Here is a 16680-nt window from a genome sequence, read left to right on the forward strand (position 1 = left end):
CCAATGTTGCTCGCTCACATTCACTTCCATCGGAATCGGTTTCCGCTGACCTACCCCTGCGCGCGATCGATAAGCTGGCTGGTGACGCGACGTCTCCGGCCGTGAGGTCCGGCACGCCGCCGTCCGCTTGTCGGCGTTCGCCCATACCGCCACGAGGTCGGCACACGCGGCCGCCCAGAGCGCCGCGGGTCCAGCGCAGCAGCGTCATGGAGGCTCGAGCGATCGTTCTTGCTCAGTGCGGTGGCGGCCCCCGGCGCAGGAGAGCGCAGTGGCTCTGGGAGGCCGCCATGATGGGGGAGCCCTCCGGGGCGAAGGCGTAGATGAACCGGGGAGCGGGCATCACAGAGTAGATGTTGGACCCATCCGATGGCCTCAGCGCCAGCCAGCTCGTCGGCTTTGAGTTCGCCCCCGTTGGTATGGCGGTCACGTCAACGTCCGGTGTGCTGATACATGTCAATGGCGCGCTGAGTCGGCTTCTCGGCGACCAGCCGGCCGCTCTGCGCGGCCGGTCGATGATCGACTTCACCCACCCGGACGACGTCCCGGCCGCTACGCAGTCATGCGTCGACTTGAATGAGCGCCGAAGCCGCCTGTGGCGGCACGAGTGCCGCCTGGTTCGCGTGACCGGGGAGGCCGTGCCGGTGCGAGTCATCACCTCGTGGGTGCACGAGCGTGACGAGGTGGACCTCCTCGTCATGGTCGTGGATGACATCAGCGAACGGAAGGCCATCGAGGCGCACCTCGAGCATCGCGCGCTGCATGACTCACTCACGGGCCTAGCCAATCGCCGCTTGTTCGAGGACCGGCTTCGTCACGCCCTCGACCGCGGCGCCCGCCAGCGAACCTCGACATGCGTACTGATGATCGACTTGGATGAGTTCAAGTCGGTCAACGACAACCACGGTCACTTGCTCGGCGACGCAGTGCTGGTTGCCTTCGCCCACCGCTTGGCCTCGGTACTTCGCACCAGCGACACGGCTGCCCGAATCGGCGGGGACGAGTTCGCAGTCGTCCTCGAGGACAGCGACCCGGCGCGGGCGCGCGGACTGGTCGTCCGGTTACGAGCAGCGATGGCTGCGCCCTTGCACGCCAGCCTGGCGGACGAGCCCATCCAGTTCTCTGCAGGAATTGCGCACGTGCCCAGCGCAGTGGCGCTCGATGTCGACCGCAGCCGGATCCTGGGCGAGGCAGATAGGTCGATGTATGCCGACAAGGCTCGCCGCCGGACGTAGGGCTCGTGCGAACCGTCGGCATGCGCCTCGACGGTGCTCTCTCAGAGGTCCTCGTAGGACCGGTTCTCGTAACTGGCTGGGTCGTCCTGAACATCGGGACTGCACCCTGAGAGTTGACTCGAAGCCGTCTTGCGTTCAACTGAGTTGGGCGATGTCTGCCGCGGTCGACGGTGCGGCACCTCACCCGGTGAAGCGAGGGCGATCAGTCGCCGCTGCAGACCGCCGACAGTGCCGGTGCCTGACTCGATGTGGTGGTCAGCTGTGTCGTCGTCAAGCTCAGCGACCGAACTGTCGATATCGAGAGGGACTGCACCGGCGTGGTGCGTCAGCCGAGTCAGTTGACGGGAGCGGTGAACTCATGGGAGGCGCGATCGAGGCCGGTTCCAGCGTCGCGAGTGATGCGGCGGCGTGGCGCTCGGCTATCGCCCGGGCTCTTTGCGACCCGGACGAACCGACCCTCGTGTTCCAGCCCATCGTCGACCTCCGGCGCGGCGTGGTGGCTGGGTACGAGGCGTTGTCTCGTTTCGCGGGCCCGCCGACTGCTTCCCCCGACGCGTGGTTCGCGGCCGCAGACCGCTTGGGTCTCGCCGCTCAGCTCGAAGCGAGGGTGGTGACCGCCGCCATCGCCGCCCGGGACCGACTGCCCGCGGGCTGTTTCCTCACCGTCAACGTAAGCCCGCACCTGATGCATCAACCAGAGTTGGCCGACGTCCTCACGGCGGCGCCTGACCTGAGCCGGCTGGTGCTGGAGCTGACCGAGCACGTTCAGATCGACGATCATGCACGGCTCAACGCGCTCCTCGATCAACTGCGCGCCGTCGGTGCGACAGTGGCTCTGGACGATGCGGGATCGGGCTACTCCGGTCTTCAACAGCTGGCTCTCGTCCGACCCGAGCTGGTAAAGATCGACCGGGCGCTCGTGGATCACGCCGATCGTGACGAGGTGAAGCTGGCCCTTGCTGAACTGCTGGGTAGCTATGCAGGTCGCCTCGACGCCGCGCTCATCGCCGAAGGTATCGAGCGTCCGGAGGAGCTCGAGGCGTTCATCCGCATGGGCGTGCCGCTCGGGCAGGGCTGGCTCTTCGGTCGCCCGACACCGACCTGGACAACCCTGGCTCCCGAGCTGGGGGAGTGGATTCGCGCTCTCGCCGATGACCGCAGCCGGGGCGACCGCATCGCCAGCCTGGTGGAGCGGACCACGTCGATCAGCGACTCCGAGCTCGGTCAGGTCTCGACCATCCTCTGCGCCGATCCGAGTCTGGAGTTCATCGCGGTGCTGGACCGGAACGACCGCGCAGTCTGCCTGGTCCGCCGTCAACTGCGGAGTGGCGATTCCCTCGGTGAGACCCACGTCCTCTCCGTGAGCCTGCGCGCTTCCGCCGACGCCGAAGTCGCGGACGTCGCGACGCGCGCCATGACTCGTCCGACAGGTTCGCGGTTCGACCCGGTGGTGTGCGAGGACAGCTTCGGCGGCTACGCCGGCATCGTCCGCCCCGAACGCATGATGTTGCGTCTCGCTCAGCTCACGAGTGCCCCTGCGAGTGCCGATGGTCCGGACCGAGAGCTGTGGCTGGTGGGCGCTGCGGCGAGGAATGAGGGGTAGGGCAGTGAAGGAATACGCCTGCGGCGACGTCGTCCCTGGCTGTGGCGCCAGCTTCCGTGTCAGCAGCGAGAAGGAGATGCTGGCGGTGTGCACCGTTCATGCGCAGCATGACCACGGGCTCGCTGAACCCCAGATGGCGGATGATCTGATCGCACGCATTCGAGCCGTCATCCGTTCGGTCGCCTAAGAGGTCACCCGTCCCGGTAGGTGGCCCGGTCCGCGGCTCGAGCGGCACATGCCGGTCCGGTATGTGGATCGAACATTCCGATCAACCGCTGGGCGGCCACGACAGACGTGCACGGCCAGCGTGGGGTCGTGTCCCTGCCGCGAATGCGACCTGCGCTGTGGTGAGAGCGGGTCCGTCAACGGTTTATCCCGGCTGGGCGTCTGATGACAGCCTCGCGCCGTTAGGCGCCAAATGGTTTAGCGCTGCACCCGACACGTCAGCGTGTGCCTACGGCGGGTACGTCGCATGGTGCCTGGGCTCCCTTTCGGGCCTGCTCCGCCGGGACGAGCTGGACGTCACCGATGTCGCAGGCGGCGTCCTCCTACCCTCAGAGCTGGTGCTTGTACCCTCAGAGCTGGTACTTGGTGCGGAAAGCAGGGGAGTCCTTCGTCCGCCACGCGCGGAAGCTGCAGTGCGTCCAGAGACGGTGCTGTCTCGGCATAGATCCGGAGCATCAACTGGTCGAACCACCGGCCGGGCATCGCGCATCTGGTCGCGGCGATGCGATTGCGTCGCCGATCGTGCTCGCCGGGAGATTGCAGTGCAACCAGCAACTGGCCCCCTGTGGCCTCAGTCCATCTTCCAGCCGCTGCGGCTGACAGTGATCGGCAGGCAGGCACCATTCGGCTGGCCGGCGAGCTCGACCGCTCCTGCGCGGAGCGCGTGACGGACGCCGTCGCGACGCTGACGCTCACCACCCGTCGCGCGTTGGTGATCGACGTGGCGAAGCTGACCTTCTGCGATGTGGAGGGAGTGCGTGCCCTGGCGCGTGCCCGAGGCCTTGCGCTCGAGCGCGGATGCGGAATGCGGCTGGTGAACCCGAGCCCCTGGCTGGCCCAGTTGCTGCGCCTAGCCGGAATCGCAGCCCTCGTCGGAACCCCCTCTTCCTGACCGGTCGGGACCGGCGCAGGGGTCGGACATTCGCACGGAAGCCCGCCACGGATCCGTGAAGTTGCCGAGCCCGTGCTGGTGCTCAGCGAACCGCCGGTAGCGATCGACCAACCGACGCCCCGCATCTGCTGGCGTCCAGTACGGCCTCGTCCACCCGCCGACAGCACACTCAAGTCGTGCAACCTCGTGGCGCGAGCACGGCATGGTGATGTCGATAGGGGGTGTGGTTCGACTTGAGGGCGAGCCGTGCTCGCCGATGATCAGTCGGAGCTACCAAGTGTTCGGGGCGATGCGGCTGCACTGCTGCTGCCCTGCGACCATCGCCAACTTTGCAGGAGAACTACATGCGTCGTCGTCCTCAGGTCGCTGCGGTCCCGTCAGCCGCTGAGATGCCACGCGACGTGGAGGCGGTCGAGAAGGTGATCGCGGCCCTCGACGGCGTCCGAGATCGGACCGCGGCATTTCGAACCGTGGGGGCCACCCTGGTGGAGGCACTCGGTCTCGGCTACGGGGCGGTGTGGATGGCCGACGACGCCGGGGCCTATCACATGGTGGGTGAGTCGGGCCCGCTGTCGGGTGTGATGGCTGAATTCGCCGGCCAGCGGGTGGAGCGGCTCCGGGCAGGAGATGGATTCGGCGGCGAGGCGATCAGGACGCGCCGGGTGGTGCTGACGGACGCCAGCAGCAATCCGTCGGAGTGTCTGCGGTGGCAGGCTGCGCAGGCCGCTGGGGCGACGCATGGGGTGCTCGTCCCGGTGATCGAGGACGGTCGGGTGGTGGCGTTGAAGGAGTACTACAACGCCGGGTCGATGACCTTCTCCGGTGCCCGTCGGGAGAAGTGGGAGGCGCTGGACCGGCTCGTGGCCCATGCCCGTCGCGCCGCCCTGGACAGGGCCGCGCTGCGGGAAACTCTCGACGATCGGGCCGCCGTTACCGCTGTGGTCACCGAGATTGGGTCTGCTGGGACCGCTGAGGCGGCGCTACGAGTGGCGCTGGACACCGTGCGTACCGCCTTCGGCTGGGCATACGGCTCCTACTGGAAGCTCGACGAGGACGCGCAGCTGCTGCGATTCCAGCAGGAGTCCGGCTCCGCCGGCAAGGAATTCCGTGAGGTGACCCTGGCCGCCAGTTTTGCCGAAGGGGTCGGGCTGTCGGGCCGGGCGTGGCGGGCGCGAGACCTCTACTTCGTCCGCGATCTGGCCGAGGTGACCGACTGCGTGCGCGCTCCTGCCGCGCAGCGTGCCGGCGTCCGCTCAGGCGTGTGTTTCCCCCTGGTGGTCGGCGGGCGCGTGATCGGCACGATGGATTTCTTCGTCACCGAGACGATCGAACTGTCCGAGTCGCGGGCCGCTGCGCTGCGCAATGTCCAGCAACTGGTCTCCCAGCGGCTGGACGTGCTGCGCCGCACCGAGTCCTCGGCCGACAGTGCTCGGGATCTGCTGGACACCGTCGCCCGGCTGCGGGATGCGGCCGGGGAGGCCGGCCGGGTCGCCGAACAAGCGGTAACGCAGGCCTCCACCATGAGCGACGAGGTCGACGCCCTCACTCAGGCGTCGACGGCCATCGGCGAGGTCATTCGCATCATCTCCGGCATCGCGGAGCAGACCAATCTGCTGGCACTCAACGCCACGATCGAGGCCGCCCGCGCCGGGGAGGCAGGTAAGGGATTCGCCGTCGTCGCCAGCGAGGTCAAAGACCTTGCCCGGGAAACTGCGAAGGCAACACAGCGCGTTGCCGACCAGATCGCCGCGATCCAGGCGACCAGTCAGACCGTCACCGCGGGCATCGGTGCCACCAGCGACATCATCGGCCGACTCGACGCCGTACAAGCACGCATCGGAGACGTTCTAGAGGAGCAGGCAAGCATGGCCGCAGCCTTCGAAGAGATGGCCTCCTGACCCCCGGGTGCCGAGGGGCATCGGCGGCCGTCGAACACGGTCAGCGGAAGGCGCTCACATACGCGACCCCAACCTAGTAGTGGGCGCCACGTGCATGGATGAAGGGGTCTTCGTGCACGGCGACGAGCTGGGCTGAGGCCAAAGGCGCAACGTTCGCCGTCAGTGGGCGGAGGCCCCTTCATCTCGTACACGCGCGCGTCGGCCACGTGCAGCAGAGCGGGGTCGACGGCTGCTTTACGAGGTCGAGCACCAGGCCCGGGACACGGGCGTCCGCACCCTGCGGGTGGAGACGAACAGGACGCTGGTGGAGGCGATCGGCCTGTACCGCAGCGCGGGGTTTGTGAAGGTTTCGGCGTTCAACGACGAACCGTTCGCGCACCACTGGTTCGAGAAGCAGCTGCTGCGACCCTTGCGGCTCAGCCGACCCCTGCCAGGCCGATCGTGCGTGCTGACGACGTCCTTACGGGCGCAGCCGCCGCCGAACTCAGCGGTGCTCGGTCGTGTCGCCCGGGGGCTCCGCGGCGGGAGATCGCCAGGGCTGCACGGAGCCGGCGGCGCCCACGATGCGCTGGGTGATGTCGCGGAGCTGCCGGCGCTGAGCTGCGGTCAAGGGTGCCAGGACCAGTTGCCGGACGACTAGGTTCACTGAGTTGACCAGGGGCGAACGGCCAGCGGAAGGCTGAGCGGTATCGGAGTTCGAGAGGGAGAAACCGATACCTCGACCGTGTGCAGCCCGGTAGAGGTGACGGTCATCTCAACATCGACCGGCAAGGTGAGCGCGACCGGACGTACGGACTCGTCGTTTTCACCTTCGATGAATGCGTGAGATCCCACGGACCAGACTTGACCGTCGGGATAGCGAAGAGAGACATCGATGGTGGCCGACTCCAGCGGGTTGAAGGGCTCGCGGTCGGTCCGCGCGATGGTCACGATCACGGCCATGCGACCCGTCGTCGGGAAGTGCACGTGCACGGCATGAATGCCAGCGCCCCGGAGATCAAGGTCCACGGCATGTTCGGTGTAGCCGTGGCACAGCAAGGCGGAAAGGACCTCATACACGCGCGCCTCCGTCGATACTTGCTACTAGCTGGGAAGCAGTTCGTACCCGCCGTCGAGTTGGTAATCCGCAGGTTCGCTGGCGTCGTTGCTAGCATCGCCCGCGACGACAGGTGCCGTCGGGTTGTCGGGCGGCGCACGTGAGTGGTTCTGAGCGGGTCATCCGTGACTCGGTAGAGACCAACGGGGGAGCTGCGATGAGCGACGTCCTGTGGGCTCAGCGCCCAGTTCCGACTGTGGGGTCGGACGCAGTCCATGTTTCCCACTGGGCGCCGACGACTCTGCTTGACCTGAGCTACAGCCGGCGCGAGCTCGCCGCTTCACTCCAGGACGCTGACCGACGCTGGGCCGCTGCCTCGGTGGCCCAGGGAGCGGAAGAGCGTCTGCTTCTGTGCGTTGAGGAACTGGGGTCCAATGCCCTCAGACACGGTCGGGCGCCGGTTCTGATGGATCTCACCGCCTTTGATCACCACTGGTTGCTGGTGGTCAGCGACGCCGCCGCCGAGACGCCGCCAGTGCCGGCCATGGATCGTGATGCCGCGGCTGGTGGCTTGGGCTTGTATCTGGTCGCTCGCATCTGTGGCGCGCACGGCTGGACCACGCATCGTCGCCGGAAGGTCGTCTGGGTGCGCATCGACTACACGCTGACGGAGCCACCGCCGGAGGTGGTGGATCGCCTTCCGCGTCCGCCGCTGGAGGCGACGCGGTGCAACCTGTCGGCCGCCAGCTCGCTGCGGAAGCGGGATTGAGCAGCGGCTCGAGCCGGTGATCATCGTCCGCGGCTGCGCTTCATGTGGACGCTGCACGAGAGGGGGCAGCTGCTGCGGCTCGAGTCGACTCGTGCTGATGACCTCGCTGAGGCTGGCTGTACGGTTGATCTTGCTTCCACCTCCGGGCTGCAAAGACCGGCACCGGGTCGAGCAGGGCGCACCGCGCGCGGCAATCGGAACCCTTCGACCCGAGGTGGTTGGCACGCCGTCAAGATCCGGCCGCGCGAGGTCGATGCCCGTCGGGCCCGAAGGTGACCCGGCCGGGTTGCGGTGAACGACCTGGGCTCGGACGGCGGGCCGTGTGATGACCTGATGACGGCGTTGTCCTGGTCGTTTCGCCCCGGCCGTCTACGCCGACCCGACCGCCCCACTCGGTTGGCACCGACACCGGACCGTTCGAGGTCACCGTGGTGCATGGCAGTTCGGGGCCACCCCCGGAGGCATTCGCAGCGCACTGGGCGGGGAATCCGGCGCTGGCCGGCATAGACGCCTCGCCGTCCGCCTGGTCGCGGGATCCCGCCGGCCGTCGCCCCAGCGCTGGCCGGGCTCAGCCTCCTCGGCATCGGCGTCGGACCTGAGTCGCCCGGGTGGGGGCGCACGCTCGCCGACACCCGGGCGACTCAGGCACGGCCCAGGGTGGTCGCGAGCCTGGTCCGGACTGAACGGTGATTCGCTGCTGAGCAGAGAGCACACGCTGCGCTCATGCCGGTCGTGGGCTGGCGCCAGGAGGGTCAAGCCGCCCGAGGTCGTGGGCGCGCGGATCGGCCGCCTGTCCGCAGCGGGGCTCAGCCGGCCAGGGCCGCCACGGCCGGGCTGATCGCGGATCGCGCCGATATGCCTCGGGTCGAGGGCGTGCGGATCGGTCGGACGGCCGTACAGGTAGCCCTGGGCGTGCGCGCAGCCGAGCCGGCGCAGCACCACCGCCTGATGGGCGTGCTCTACGCCTTCGGCGATCACGTCGAGACCGAGGGCGTTAGCGAGTGCCACGACGGCCTGCACCACGGGAGCGGCGTCGTCGGCCCGGCGAATCTGCTGGACGAAGGACCGGTCGATCTTCAGGATGTCGACCGGCAGCCGGATCAACCGGGCCAGGCTGGAGTACCCGGTGCCGAAGTCGTCGACCGCGATGGCGACGCCCAGAGCGCGCAGCCGGCGCAGGGTGGTCAGCGCGGCGTCCGACTCGCCGGCCAGCGACGACTCGGTCACCTCCAGCACCAGAGCCGACGGCGGCAGCCCGATCTGCTCGAGCAGCGCGGCCACCCGGTCGGCGTAGGCGGGGTCCACCAGTTCCTCGCCACTGACGTTGACGGCCACCGTGGCCGGGCCGCCGCGACCGCGCCACGTCTGTACCTGTCGGCAGGCCTCCGCGAGAACGAAGAAGTCGATCTCGGCCAGGACGTCGGAGCCCTCCAGCACGGGCAGGAACTCAGCGGGGGAGAGCAGCCCCCGCTGAGGGTGTCGCCATCGCAGCAGCGCCTCGGCACCCACCGTGGCGCCGTCGGAGAGGTCGACGACCGGCTGGTAGTGAATGATCAGCTGGCCCTCGGCCAGGGCGCGCCGCACCTCACCGCGAACAGCGGCCGCAGACTCATGGTGAACCACGCGGTTGCGACCGGCACGCTTGGCCTCGTACAGGGCGTGGTCCGCGTCGGCCAGCACGCTGGACGGCGACTCCGGATCCCACTGCGCGACGCCGACGGAGACAGTGTGCGGCGCCGGGGTGGCTGCGCGGAGACGCTGCAGCACGACCAGTGCGGTGGGCAGCGGGTGGCCGGGCAGGAGGACGACGAATTCGTCGCCGCCGAGCCGTGCCAGCGTGGCGCCTCGCGGAAGCGTTGACTGCCATGAGGTCGACAGCTGGACCAGTAGCCGGTCGCCCGTGCGATGGCCCGCCCGGTCGTTGACCTGCTTGAAGTCGTCGAGATCGATGACGGCCACGCTGAGGGGCCGCGCCGACTGTGCGGCGTCTGACAGCGCCGCGTCGAGCAGCCGGTCCAGACCTCGACGGTTCACCGTCCCGGTCAGCGGGTCGATCTCCGCGGCGCCCGCCGCCCGTACCAGCCACACGACCACGGCAGCGGTGAGCACGGACACGCCGCCGACCACAAGGGCCACCGCGGCGCCCGGCTGCCCTGGCCCGACCAACGCGAGCGTGCAGGCGGCCACGGCCGCGGCCAGGTGCAGCACGGCTGCGGGCCAGGCGAAGAAGAAAGCGCTGTCGACTGCGACGAGGACGATCAGACAGGCGAGCGCCGTCGCAACGGCGGGGGAGCCGGCCAGGGCCACGGCGGTGCTGACGAGGCAGGTGCCCGCGCCGAGGAAGACGTGCGTGGTCCATGTCGGCAACCGGGAGCCGACCAGCGTGCATGCAGCGCCGAGGGCGACGGCTACGGTCGCCAGCAGGCGGATCACCGCCTCGGAACCGAAACCCGCGGGGTCGAGCAGGGTGGCCACCCCGACCACGACCCCGCCGACCGTGAACAGGCCACCGGTCGTCATCGCCACCACCCGGGGGGTCGCCACGACCGGTCGGGCGACCGTGGTGATCCGGCGGAGGTCGATGAGCGTGCGAGCGAGCAGGCGCCCGGATGACGGCACCGCGAGTGAATGGATCACGCACAACCGATCGGCCGCCATCGGCCTTCACTGGACGTGGATCAGAGGTCTCATCACCCAGGCGGGGGGAGCCCGCCGATTCCTTCCCGGCGATGATCCGGCAGCGCACGCCTCCGGGTGGGTACAGCCCTCATGGCAGTCTCGGCGAATCACTTCCGCCGGACGCCTAGCAGCACCCGGTCGTTCGGGTCTTGCCAGGCGGTCCTGGGGGCGAAGCCGCCTTCCTCCAAGGCTGCGGTGTCCGGGCCGTCCCGAGTGCGCCGGGTGCCGGGCTAGTAGTCGTCCGGCCCGGGGCCACCGTTGCGCAGGCGCAGTAGTCGGGAGAGACGTCGGCCTGGCGAACGAGCACTCCAACACACCCCATCGAGCCGGCTTGGAAGTAGCGCTTGGCTCCTGTGGTGAACCCGTTGAGCAGGCATCAGCCATGGCTGGCCTCGTGCGTGGTACTAGTGGATCTTGGTCTCGACGTGAGTGTTGCCAGGCAATGCTGCCGGGGTTGAACCAGGAAAGCGGAGGTTTGAGGCGGACACCGGCTCACTCGGTCACGGATACCGACCGGAGTGGAGGCGCGGCTGTGACGTCGGCGCCCGATCCGATGCCCTCGGTGTCAGGCGTGAGTGCTGCCGTGACGTCCTCCTCGTCCTCGTAGGCTCGTCGGACGGCGGCGTCCATCAGCCGGAGCTGGCGGTCCAGAGGCGCCTGCCGGTCGGGCGGTGCCACTCCCTTGAGGTCGGCCAGGGCTGCGCACAACCTGCGGGTCACCTGCGGCTCGGACGCCCCGGCCAGGCGGATCTCGTCGAAGGCCAGCCGCACATAGCCGTCCCAGCTGACGGTCCGCTCGAGCAGCCGCAGGACGCCATCCTGGTCGAGGTGCTCCCCGCTGGGCAGGGGGCGAGGAGCCATCGCGCGCAGCAGGTCGTGCAGCCGGTGCAGCGCCTGGACCGTCGTGGTCGGGTCGTCGAACGGTTGCGCAATCGACCGCACCGCGATGTCCACCAGCTTGCGGAAGCCGTAGGCGAGGTCCTCGGTGTGCACGCGCTCCGGGCCGAGCAGGACGTGCCGGGTGATCTCGGCCGGCCGGAGCCGCGGCGCCGGTCTGCCGTCGGCCCCCGCCGTCGACAGCGGGTCTGGGTGCACGCGCAGCAGCGGGGCGCCGCCGACGACGAAGTCCCCGATGACCGGGACCAGCTCCAGCACGCAGTCCGCCCGTCGGGCCGCGGCGACCAGCGCGGCGCGATCGACCCGCACGAGGTTGCCGGGCTCCGCGGCGGCGATCTCGTCCCCGCTCGCGGTGACGACGGGCGAGTTCCCGTGCTCGCGGACGATGAACTCGCGGCTGCGGTCGCCGACGAGGTCGATCAGCCCGGCGACCCGCAGCCCCTGGCTGGCGTGCTGCACGAACAGCACGAGGACGACGAGACTGGTCAGCATCAGGAGGTAGCAGAGCATCATCGACAGGCCGGGCACCGTGCCGCGGTCTGACCCGCGGACCTCCCGGAGGGTCAGCACCGCCACCAGGAAGGTGGTGCCGAACAGCCCGATGGCCAGCTGGCTGAACCGGTCGTTGAGCAGCGCGCCGACGATCCGGGGCGAGAACTGACCCATGGCCAGCTGCACCGCGACCAGTGTCACCGTCAGCACCAGGGTGGTCAGCGAGACCATGGCGGTCGCGAAGGACGACAGGATCGTCTGGGCGTCGGACGGGGTCCCGGTGAGGGCCTGCGGGACGAGCCGGTAGTCCGTGGCGCGGTCCACCGCGAGCGTCCCGACGACGACGAGGACGCCCGCGACCAGGCAGCTGAGCGGCAGCAGCCACAGGCTCGTGCGGACGAAGTGCCTGAAACGCATCGTGCTCATGCGATCGAGGCATGCGGGCGCGCCGCCCGGATGCACGACTCGTTCCTGATCATGGTCTCCCCTCCGCGTGGACCCGCGTAGAGCGGGCGCGTTCGACCCCGCCGACCGTCCGGTTCCCTGATGGAATCGAGGCGGGCGGCACTGCGCCATCGGCAGAACGGCCCATTCAGCCCCGGCAGGCCGACGACGGCAGAGGGACGTAGAGGCCCTCGCGCTCGGCTCGCACCGCGGCCAGCGTCCGCGAGTGTGCGTCGAGCTTGACGAGGATGTGCTCCAGGTGGGCGGCGACGGTCCTCGGTGCGACGACCAGTGCGCGGGCGATCTGCTGGTTGGAACACCCGTCGATGAGCAACCCGAGCACCTCCAGCTCCCGCGGCGTCAGCCCCCGGAGATCGGTCACGGGGGAGAGGACGACCGTTCCGAGCAGGCTCGCCGCTGTCTTCTCGGGACTGGCCAGGACGGTGACGCGGACGTGCCCGTCCGGGGCGTGGCGGCCTCCGCGCGGCCAGAGGAACGACGCGAACACCTGGCCGTCGTCGATGTAGGAGTGTGCGAGCGCGATGACGGGCGACCCCTGGGCCAGCAGGGCGTCGCCGTCCATACCGGGCAGCGGCCGGGTGGCGCCGTAGCGGTACAGCACCGTGCCTGCGGTCGCCCCCCGCACCACCCGAGATGCCGCGGCCAGCGAGCGCAGCGGGTCGATTCCGGGCGCTAAGACCCGGGTCAGACGGTGCAACCGGCGCCGCACGACCGTGGAGGGTGGCTCCGTGCCGCCGTAGAACAGCGCGAGAAAGCCGACGTGGCGCCCGCCTCCGTCGAACAGTGCGACGGAAAGGTTCTCGTGAATGCCGGCGGGGAGGAGGCACTCGGCCCAGGTCCTCAGGTTGGCGGCCGGGTAGGGGAGGTCGGACACGCTCAATGGAGGGCGGGAGCGGTCGGTCCCCGTCACCTCGATGTCGTGCGCCGTCGTGGGACCGCTCAGGTACCCGAGGGTCCCTGGATCGAGGTCTGTGCTGGCTACGGGCGTGTAGCTGCTGCCCACCGGGTCGGCGAGGGCCAGCCACGCTGCGTCGAACGGCACGTGACGCCGGAGGGTCTCCAGCGTGTCCCGCGCGCGGCTGGGGAGGGGGGCTGCCGAGCCAGCGATCTCGGCCAGTTCGAGGGACGCCGCTGCGCTCATGGATGCTCCCCGGGAACCGCACCGCCGGCTGGACGCTGCTTGTTCAACGGTGCCGACGCCCGACTCCAGCTGTTAGGTACCGCACATCAGAGGAGGTAGTCCTGTTCGCCGCAGAATTCGGTGCCAGGGGCACTGGGCCTCGCCGGGGTCATCGTGCGCCCGGTCGACGTCGCCTCGCAGCGTTCACGCCGGCGGCACCCCCGGCGGGATGCGCAAGCCGCCACGGAGGGCGCGGACCGCGGTGGCCGTGAGGTCGCTCGTCTGCAGGGCGGCCAGGCTCCGCCCCAGGGAGCGGGCCACCGCATCCGTGCCGACGCGCAGCCTCCGCCCGAGTGCCGGGATGTCGATCACCCCTTCGACCAACAGGCCCAGGATCCGGAGGTCGAGAACGGTGAGGCCGTGCGAGTCGCCCGGCGGACCGAGGAGCACCGCGGCGGCGAGGTGGTCGAGCTCGGGACGGGCGACGTCGAGGGCGGTGACCCGGACGAGCCGATCGCCGGCCGCGCCCGGCGCGGGGGCCAGGAAGCCGATGCAAGCCCCGCCCACTGCCAACTCGTCCGCCGCGACCGCGAGGATCGGTGAGCCCGGCGCGAGCAGACGGTGGTCGGGCAGTCCCGGGAGCGGCAGGACGTCGCCCCCGCGGGTGAGCACCACACCTGCGTCGGCCTTTTCGACGGCGCGGGCGGTCTCGGCGATGTCCCCTGTGCGGTCCAGCTCGTCGGCGATCACCGTGGTGACGGTCGCGACCACCCTGCGGTCGGCCTCGCGCGGCTGCGGGGCATCGGCGGTCAGCAGGCTGAGGAAGCCGACGTGGCGCCCGCTCGACGTGAACAGCCCAGCCGCCACACCTCCGCGGAAGCCGGCCGGCAGCAGGTGGTCGGACCAGGCGCGGACCTCGCGCAGCGGGATCGGGATGTCGCTGGCCAGCATCGGTGGACAGCGTCGGTTGAGGCCGAGTGAGTCCACCTCGTCGTCCGCCTCGGGCCGGCCGAAGTAGTCGCGCAGGGGTCCGGCCGGGCCCGTGGTGGCGAGGGCGACGTGGCGCTGCCGCTCGGGGTCGCGCAGGGCGACCCAGCCGGCATCAAAGGGAACGATCCGACCCAGCCGGTGCAGCACCTCCGCAGCGCGTTCCGCCACCGCGTCTCGCGACACGGCCACCGGATCAGGCCGTCGTCCCGGGTCCTCCCCGTCCATCCGGACCGCCCTTCCCCCGCCGCGCTGCACGGCCAGCACTGCCGTCAGTGTGACCCGCGCGCCGGCGTCCGTCAGTTTTGCGCAGCTCGGTTCCGCAGGACGCGCTGGCGGGCAGCGGCCACGCCGATGCCCGTCACAGCAGCGGCCGAGGGTTTCGGCGACCACCGCAGCGCGGCGATCGCCCAGCCGACCGGTGCGTCGCGCTGCCGGTCCGACGTCCGGGGCAGCGCGGTGACCGGCGCGGGTGCCGACTGCGCGAAGGCGTCCAGCATCCCCCGGACGAAGGCGGCCATGTCCTGAGGTCCCCGGCTCGTCGTCAGATTCCCGTCACGGACGAGCTCGACGTCCAGCCAGGTTGCGCCGGCGTTCACGAGGTCGTCGCGGATCCCCGGCCACGAGGTGAGCGTTCGGCCGTCGAGCAGGCCCGCGGAGGCGAGCACCCATGGTCCGTGGCACAGGCTCGCGACCGGTTTGTCCTGGGCGGCGAAGGCGCGGACGAACTGCCGCGCGGGCGCGGACTGCCGGAGGAGGTCCGGATTGATGAACCCGCCGGGCAGGAGCAGCCCGTCGTAGTCGCCGGGATCGGCGCGTCGTCCACCCTCCGGTCGACGCGCACCCGGCTGGCCGGCACGTGCAGGTTCACACCGCGAATCCGTCCACGGCGGAGCGGGACGACGTCCACCGTGGCGCCGGCCGCCTTCAGCGCGCGAAGCGGGGCCACCAGCTCGACCTTCTCGAAGCCGTCGGCCGCGAGAGCCGCGATCCTGCGGCCCCTCAGCCTGCGTCTCATGCCCATGCCGATCCCTCCGCGCGAGTCGGGCCCGCTGAGTGCCGTGAGCCGCCGAGCCCATGGAAACCGGGCGGAAACGATGTCGGGCATCGGCAGATCTGCCCATTCGAGCGGCCAACGGCCGGGGCAGGGTCGGTTCCAGGTGGGCACGAGCCGGCCGTTCGGACGCCCTGCGGTGCTCATCCCACGCCGCAGGACCCGCCCTAGGAGAGGATCCGATGCGAGCGATGGTCTACCGAGGTCCTACAAGGTGAGGGTCGAGGAGAAGGACCGGCCGAAGACCGAGCACCCCAACGACGCCATCGTCCGGGTGCAGCTTGCCGCGATCTGCGGCTCTGACCTGCACCCTCACCACGGCATGATGCCGGACACCCGGATCGGCCACACGTTCGGCCACGAGTTCATCGGCGTGGTCGACGAGGTGGGGTCCTCCGTGCGGAACCTCTCCGTCGGCGACCGGGTGATGGTGCCGTTCAACATCTTCTGCGGCACCTGCTGGTACTGCGCGCGAGGTCTGTACTCCAACTGCCACAACGTCAACCCGAACGCCACCGCTGTCGGCGGCATCTACGGCTACTCCCACACGACCGGCGGGTACGACGGCGGCCAGGCCGAGTTCGTGCGGGTGCCGTTCGCCGACGTCGGCCCGTCCACGATCCCCGACTGGATGTCCGACGAGGACGCCGTCCTGCTCACCGACGCCACGGCGACCGGCTACTTCGGCGCCCAGCTCGGCGACATCGTCGAGGGTGACGTCGTCATCGTCTTCGGCGCCGGACCGGTCGGACTCATCGCCGCGAAGTCGGCCTGGCTGATGGGCGCCGGCCGGGTCATCGTCATCGACCACCTGGAGCACCGGTTGGAGAAGGCTCGCACCTTCGCCCACGCCGAGACCTACAACTTCACCGAGTACGGCGACATCGTCCTGGAGATGAAGAAGACGACGGACTGGCTCGGGGCCGACGTCGCCATCGACGCCGTGGGCGCCGAGGCGGACGGCAACTTCACCCAGCACGTCACCTCGGCCAAGTTCAAGCTGCAGGGCGGCTCGCCCGTGGCACTGAACTGGGCGATCGACTCCGTCCGCAAGGGCGCGACCATCTCGGTGATGGGCGCCTACGGCCCGCTGTTCAGCGCGGTCAAGTTCGGCGACGCGATGAACAAGGGGCTGACGATCCACACCAACCGGGCCCCGGTGAAGCGGCAGTGGCCGCGCCTCTTCGAGCACGTGCGCAACGGCTACCTCAAGCCCAGCGAGCTCGTCACGCACCGGATCCCGCTCGACGACATCGCCGAGGGCTATCACATGTTCTCGGCCAAGCTCGACGGAATGATCAAGCCCCTCGTCGTCCCGAGCGCCGCGTGAG

14 protein-coding genes are annotated in these 16680 nt (G+C 69.7%); 7 read left to right on the forward strand and 7 right to left on the reverse strand.

The features are described from left to right. The first annotated feature begins 350 nt into the window (after positions 1–350). The 5 genes from E4P43_RS10295 (at position 351) to E4P43_RS10315 (ending at position 5850) form a co-directional block, all read left to right on the forward strand. Positions 351–1232, forward strand: coding sequence for a sensor domain-containing diguanylate cyclase (locus E4P43_RS10295; RefSeq protein ID WP_135145363.1), 882 nt, complete (start codon positions 351–353; stop codon positions 1230–1232). A gap of 358 nt (positions 1233–1590) precedes the next feature. Beyond that, positions 1591–2835, forward strand: coding sequence for an EAL domain-containing protein (locus tag E4P43_RS10300; protein ID WP_135145364.1), 1245 nt, complete (start codon positions 1591–1593; stop codon positions 2833–2835). 4 nt (positions 2836–2839) lie between these two features. Further along, the gene (locus E4P43_RS10305; RefSeq protein ID WP_167759145.1) at positions 2840–3022 is read left to right on the forward strand and encodes a DUF1059 domain-containing protein; all 183 of its coding nucleotides are present in this window, start codon (positions 2840–2842) and stop codon (positions 3020–3022) included. A gap of 540 nt (positions 3023–3562) precedes the next feature. Then, on the forward strand, positions 3563–3952 hold the full coding sequence (locus E4P43_RS20840) for an STAS domain-containing protein (RefSeq protein ID WP_113801732.1): 390 nt from the start codon (positions 3563–3565) through the stop codon (positions 3950–3952). 401 nt (positions 3953–4353) lie between these two features. Beyond that, complete coding sequence (locus E4P43_RS10315) at positions 4354–5850, forward strand: methyl-accepting chemotaxis protein (RefSeq protein WP_348522227.1); 1497 nt, start codon at positions 4354–4356, stop codon at positions 5848–5850. A 484-nt stretch (positions 5851–6334) separates the two neighbouring features. Here E4P43_RS10315 and E4P43_RS20845 read toward each other — a convergent pair whose 3' ends face one another. Together E4P43_RS20845 and E4P43_RS10330 are read right to left on the reverse strand one after the other, a co-directional pair. Next, the gene (locus E4P43_RS20845) at positions 6335–6460 is read right to left on the reverse strand and encodes a hypothetical protein (RefSeq protein ID WP_280790962.1); all 126 of its coding nucleotides are present in this window, start codon (positions 6458–6460) and stop codon (positions 6335–6337) included. Between the two features lie 32 nt (positions 6461–6492). Next, positions 6493–6909 (reverse strand): hypothetical protein, encoded by a 417-nt coding sequence (locus tag E4P43_RS10330; protein ID WP_135145366.1) that lies wholly within the window; start codon positions 6907–6909, stop codon positions 6493–6495. A 194-nt stretch (positions 6910–7103) separates the two neighbouring features. Here E4P43_RS10330 and E4P43_RS10335 point away from each other — a divergent pair, with 194 nt between their 5' ends. Then, positions 7104–7655: an ATP-binding protein gene (locus E4P43_RS10335; protein WP_113801729.1), complete on the forward strand. Its 552-nt coding sequence runs from the start codon at positions 7104–7106 to the stop codon at positions 7653–7655. Positions 7656–8078: 423 nt separating this feature from the next. On the opposite strand, the gene E4P43_RS10340 is transcribed toward E4P43_RS10335, so the two are convergent. The 5 genes from E4P43_RS10340 to E4P43_RS10360 form a co-directional block, all read right to left on the reverse strand. Continuing rightward, positions 8079–10313, reverse strand: coding sequence for an EAL domain-containing protein (locus E4P43_RS10340; protein ID WP_135145367.1), 2235 nt, complete (start codon positions 10311–10313; stop codon positions 8079–8081). 513 nt (positions 10314–10826) lie between these two features. Next, entirely contained in the window at positions 10827–12140 is a 1314-nt protein-coding gene (locus tag E4P43_RS10345) for a DUF2254 domain-containing protein (protein ID WP_245159061.1), read from the reverse strand. 175 nt (positions 12141–12315) lie between these two features. Then, positions 12316–13329, reverse strand: coding sequence for a LuxR C-terminal-related transcriptional regulator (locus E4P43_RS10350; protein WP_135145369.1), 1014 nt, complete (start codon positions 13327–13329; stop codon positions 12316–12318). Positions 13330–13512: 183 nt separating this feature from the next. Beyond that, positions 13513–14688 (reverse strand): hypothetical protein, encoded by a 1176-nt coding sequence (locus tag E4P43_RS10355; RefSeq protein ID WP_135145370.1) that lies wholly within the window; start codon positions 14686–14688, stop codon positions 13513–13515. Next, positions 14595–15419, reverse strand: a complete 825-nt coding sequence (locus tag E4P43_RS10360) for a DJ-1/PfpI family protein (RefSeq protein ID WP_348522228.1) — start codon at positions 15417–15419, stop codon at positions 14595–14597. The genes E4P43_RS10355 and E4P43_RS10360 overlap by 94 nt, the downstream gene beginning before the upstream one ends. 144 nt (positions 15420–15563) lie before the next feature. On the opposite strand from E4P43_RS10360, the gene E4P43_RS10365 reads away from it, so the two are divergent. Further along, positions 15564–16679: a zinc-dependent alcohol dehydrogenase gene (locus tag E4P43_RS10365; RefSeq protein ID WP_245159062.1), complete on the forward strand. Its 1116-nt coding sequence runs from the start codon at positions 15564–15566 to the stop codon at positions 16677–16679. Position 16680 lies beyond the last annotated feature (1 nt).

The sequence above is a fragment of the Blastococcus sp. TF02A-35 genome (assembly GCF_004571075.1).
In the GTDB taxonomy this organism is placed as follows: Bacteria; Actinomycetota; Actinomycetes; order Mycobacteriales; family Geodermatophilaceae; genus Blastococcus.